Here is a 5,152-nt window from a genome sequence, read left to right on the forward strand (position 1 = left end):
TGATTGCAGCAGTCAAAGTAGTTTTACCATGGTCAACGTGACCGATTGTACCGATATTAACATGCGGTTTCGTACGTTCAAATTTTTCTTTTGCCATTTTAAATTATCCTCCGAGGAAAATAGTAATTCTATTAATCTAATGTAAGATTAACCATTTTTCTTTGCTTGAATTTCTTCAGCAATTTTCTTAGGAACTTCTTCGTAATGATCGAATGTCATGGAGTAGTTACCGCGACCTTGAGTTTTGGAACGAAGGTCAGTTGCGTAACCGAACATTTCGCTCAATGGAACATATGCTTTGATATGTTGGTTACCATTACGAGCTTCCATGCCGTCCATGCGACCACGACGGGAGTTCAAGTCACCGATAACATCGCCCATGTATTCTTCAGGAACGTCTACTTCTACGGACATATATGGTTCAAGCAATGCAGGATCTGCTTTGCGAGCACCTTCTTTAAAGCCCATGGAACCAGCGATTTTGAAGGCCATTTCGTTGGAGTCAACGTCATGGTAGGAGCCGTCAAATACGATAACTTTGATATCAACCATTGGATAACCAGCGATAACACCGGATTCCATAGCTTCTTTAACACCGTTTTCTACAGGTCCGATGTATTCACGAGGAATTGCACCACCTACGACCTTATTTTCAAATTCGAAGCCAGCACCTGGTTCTTGAGGAATCAATTCCAACCAGCAGTGACCATATTGACCACGACCACCAGATTGACGTACGAATTTACCTTCAGCTTTAACAGCTTTACGGATAGTTTCGCGATAAGCTACTTGAGGTTTACCTACGTTACATTCTACTTTGAATTCACGGTTCATACGGTCAACGATGATATCCAAGTGAAGTTCGCCCATACCGGAGATAATAGTTTGACCTGTTTCTTCATCAGTACGAACTTTAAAAGTAGGATCTTCTTCTGCCAAACGAGCAAGAGCTGTACCCATTTTTTCTTGGTCAGCTTTTGTTTTAGGTTCAACAGCAACGGAGATAACTGGTTCAGGGAATTCCATGGATTCAAGAATTACAGGATTCTTTTCGTCACAAAGAGTATCACCAGTAGTAGTATCTTTCAAGCCTACAGCGGCAGCAATGTCGCCAGCGTAAACCATGTCGATTTCTTTACGAGTGTTAGCGTGCATTTGAAGGATACGTCCAATACGTTCTTTCTTACCTTTTGTGGAGTTGAAAACGTAAGAACCGGATTCCAATGTGCCAGAGTACACACGGAAGAACGCTAATTTACCAACATAAGGGTCAGCCATGATTTTGAATGCCAATGCGGAGAATGGTTCATCATCAGAAGAAGGACGAGTCGTTTCTTCTTCAGTGCCAGGAATTACACCTTTAATAGGTGGGATGTCAATCGGAGCTGGCATGTAATCTACAACAGCGTCCAACAACATTTGTACACCTTTATTTTTGTAGGAAGAACCACAAAGAACTGGGAACAATTGGTTAGCAATAACTGCTTTACGCAATGCTGCTTTCAATTCTTCGATGGAGATTTCTTCACCTTCCAAATATTTCATCATGATATCATCATCAGTTTCAGCGATAGCATCGATCATCATTTCGCGACGAGCTTCAGCTACTTCTTGATATTCTGCTGGGATATCAGTGATTTCATATTCTTTACCGTCATCAGATTTGTAAATTTCCGCTTTCATAGTCATCAAATCGATGATGCCTTCGAAAGTATCTTCAGAACCGATTGGCACTTGAATAGCTACGGAATTTGCACCCAAACGGGATTTCATCATATCAACTACGTTGAAGAAGTCAGCACCTACTGTATCCATCTTATTTACATAAGCGATACGAGGTACGCCGTAGTTAGATGCTTGACGCCATACTGTTTCGGATTGAGGTTCAACGCCACCTTTAGCACTGAACACCGCTACGGAGCCATCAAGTACACGTAGAGAACGTTCTACTTCTACAGTAAAGTCAACGTGACCAGGAGTATCGATGATGTTAATACGATGATCTTTCCAGTGACATGTTGTCGCCGCAGAAGTGATTGTGATACCACGTTCTTGTTCTTGCGCCATCCAGTCCATCGTAGCAGCACCTTCATGTACTTCGCCGATTTTGTGAACGATACCTGTATAGTAGAGGATACGTTCTGTAGTTGTTGTTTTACCAGCATCGATGTGAGCCATGATACCGATATTACGAGTTTTTGCTAAGGAAAACTCTCTTGCCACAGTTGTCACCTCTTATTACCAACGATAATGAGCAAATGCTTTATTAGCTTCTGCCATTTTATGAGTATCTTCTTTTTTCTTGATTGCAGCGCCTGCATTGTTGAAAGCGTCCATCAATTCGCCTGCCAAGCGTTCTTTCATAGTGCGTTCACCACGAAGACGAGCATAGTTTACAACCCAGCGAATGCCGAGTGTTTGACGACGATCAGCACGAACTTCAACTGGCACTTGGTAGTTCGCACCACCGATACGGCGAGCACGCACTTCAAGTACAGGCATAACATTTTTCAATGCTTGATCAAAAACTTCCATTGGGTCTTGACCCATTTTGGAACGAATAATTTCAAATGCATCATATACGATAGTTTCAGCAATGCCTTTTTTGCCATCGTACATAACTTTGTTAATGAAACGTGTTACTAATTTGCTATTGTACACCGGATCTGGAAGTACATCACGTTTCGGAACAGGGCCTTTTCTTGGCATGTTCAATTCCTCCTTTATAATGATGTGTGTTAATTTCGTTTAATGGCTAAAATTATTTTTTAGCTTTTTTCGCGCCGTATTTGGAACGACTTTGCATACGATTTTGTACGCCAGCTGTATCCAATGCACCACGAACGATGTGATAACGCACACCTGGAAGGTCTTTTACACGACCGCCTCTGATAAGTACAACACTGTGTTCTTGTAAATTGTGACCAATGCCTGGGATGTAAGCAGTTACTTCAATAGCGTTTGTCAAACGTACACGGGCAACTTTACGAAGCGCGGAGTTTGGTTTCTTTGGAGTAGCTGTGTACACACGAGTACATACACCACGTTTTTGTGGAGATTCTTGAAGCGCTGGAGCTGTAGATTTTTTAGTCAAGCTCATGCGACCTTTGCGTACTAGCTGATTAATTGTTGGCATTTGGGCACCTCCTTTCCAAATTTGAGATTTATAATTGATCCGTCATAACAAAGTGTTACATCGGATATTACCGAGATTAACGTAGGATGCCTACCGCTGTAGCCCGCACTTTAATGCGGCACGCACGACCAAGGTCATCCATCGTATGCTTATCGTCGAACGGTATATTATGTTCCACGCAAGCCATCCGTACAGGATCTACTACATAGCTATCGCTATCGCAGCCGAGAAACACAAACTTAACAGAGCCTTTTGCAATCGATTTAATCGTTTGCTTAGCACCTATTGTCTTGTTCGCCGATGCTAAATGGGCAATGTCCATGATTACATCTTCTCCTTACGAAACTATGCTCAGGGCACACTTACCCTCTAAGCACTATGTAAGTATATCAATTACTCAAACGCATGTCAAAGGTTTTTTAACACTCAAAACCGCTATTTCACTGTATTTAATATGTACACTTATCCGTGTGTTTCATTTATAAGAATTACATGAAATATTCTCGTTTTTTTATACAAATATAGATAATTCTGCTTATTATTATACAGTTTATACATAATCAATTCTTTTTACACAGTCTTGTTATGCAAAATTGATATAACAAAAAGAGATATTCCTAAATTATATACCAATCTAGGAATATCTCTTTTATTGACTAATCATAGCTATAAGCTATAAACCTTATTCTTCTATGATTTCACCATCATCAGTTAATTCCAAAATTTCAGGAGCCTTTTTTACTACTTCAATTTTACGGTAACGGCTCATACCAGTACCAGCAGGAATCAATTTACCGATGATAACATTTTCCTTAAGACCCAATAATGGATCGATTTTGCCCTTAATAGCGGCATCTGTAAGAACACGTGTAGTTTCTTGGAAAGATGCAGCAGACAAGAAGGAATCTGTAGCCAAAGCAGCTTTAGTAATACCCAACAATGTGCGTTTACCAGTAGCTTTTTCACGGCCATTCAATGTTAAACGACGATTTTCTTCATCAAATGTGTTGATATCAATCATATCGCCAGGGAGCATATCTGCATCGCCAGCAGTTTCGATTTTAACCTTATGAAGCATTTGACGAACAATAACTTCAATGTGTTTATCGTTGATTTCTACACCTTGAGATTTATATACTTTTTGTACTTCATATACGAGGTAACGTTGTGTTGCTTGTGTGCCCATTACACGCATGATGTCATGAGGATTAATGGAACCTTCTGTCAAACGCGCACCTAAGGATACAACATCACCGTCTTTAACGATAATGCGGGAACCATAAGGGATGAGGTAATCGAGTTCAACACCATCTTCACTTGTAATAAAGATAGTATTAGTACCTTTTTTACCTTCATTAGGCACAACACGTACTACACCTTCATTTTCTGCAATGATTGCATTACGTTTTGGTTTACGAGCTTCGAACAATTCTTCAACACGAGGCAAACCTTGTGTGATATCGTCACCTGCGACACCACCTGTATGGAATGTACGCATTGTCAATTGTGTACCAGGTTCACCGATGGATTGAGCCGCAATGATACCAACTGCTTCACCAACTTGAACTTGGTCACCTGTACCAAGATCACGACCATAGCACTTACGGCATACGCCATAAGGACTGCAACAAGTCAATACGGAACGGATCTTAACAACATCGTAATGTTTTACAACTTCATCAGCAAGTTCGTCTGTAATTTCACCATTCAATGGAACGATAACTTCACCAGTTTCCTTATTGACTAATTCTTCAGCTGCAATACGACCTACGATACGGTCTTTTAACGGTTCAATAATACCAGTACCTTCAACGATAGCTTCTACTTCAATACCGTTAATTTCATTATTACGTACTTGTACTTCTTTTACGTCAGAGTTGAGAATTGCTTCAATACCTTCTTCTGTAAGACGTGTATTGGCAGGGTAGATTTCTACGCCATTGCTATCCACGATAGCATTCACAGTATCCTTGTTCAACATATTTTGAACCATAGTTTCTTTTAATGTTGCACGGA

General features: G+C 40.5%; 5 protein-coding genes and 1 pseudogene. All 6 read right to left on the reverse strand.

All coding sequences use genetic code 11. The features are described from left to right. A partial coding sequence (locus tag RWZ05_RS08785; protein WP_297524646.1) for a GTP-binding protein occupies window positions 1-97 on the reverse strand: 97 nt, incomplete at its 3' end. Window positions 98-147: 50 nt separating this feature from the next. Next, window positions 148-2,223 (reverse strand): elongation factor G, encoded by a 2,076-nt coding sequence (gene fusA / locus RWZ05_RS08790; protein WP_314643807.1) that lies wholly within the window; start codon window positions 2,221-2,223, stop codon window positions 148-150. Window positions 2,224-2,238: 15 nt separating this feature from the next. Beyond that, window positions 2,239-2,709, reverse strand: a complete 471-nt coding sequence (rpsG, locus tag RWZ05_RS08795) for a 30S ribosomal protein S7 (RefSeq protein ID WP_004693556.1) — start codon at window positions 2,707-2,709, stop codon at window positions 2,239-2,241. A gap of 52 nt (window positions 2,710-2,761) precedes the next feature. Then, window positions 2,762-3,136 (reverse strand): 30S ribosomal protein S12, encoded by a 375-nt coding sequence (gene rpsL / locus RWZ05_RS08800; protein WP_004693554.1) that lies wholly within the window; start codon window positions 3,134-3,136, stop codon window positions 2,762-2,764. Between the two features lie 76 nt (window positions 3,137-3,212). Continuing rightward, the gene (locus tag RWZ05_RS08805) at window positions 3,213-3,458 is read right to left on the reverse strand and encodes a ribosomal L7Ae/L30e/S12e/Gadd45 family protein (RefSeq protein WP_005377124.1); all 246 of its coding nucleotides are present in this window, start codon (window positions 3,456-3,458) and stop codon (window positions 3,213-3,215) included. A gap of 360 nt (window positions 3,459-3,818) precedes the next feature. Beyond that, window positions 3,819-5,152 (reverse strand): annotated as a pseudogene (locus RWZ05_RS08810) (DNA-directed RNA polymerase subunit beta'); the annotation flags it as partial.

It is taken from the genome of uncultured Veillonella sp. (assembly GCF_963543145.1).
In the GTDB taxonomy this organism is placed as follows: Bacteria; Bacillota; Negativicutes; order Veillonellales; family Veillonellaceae; genus Veillonella.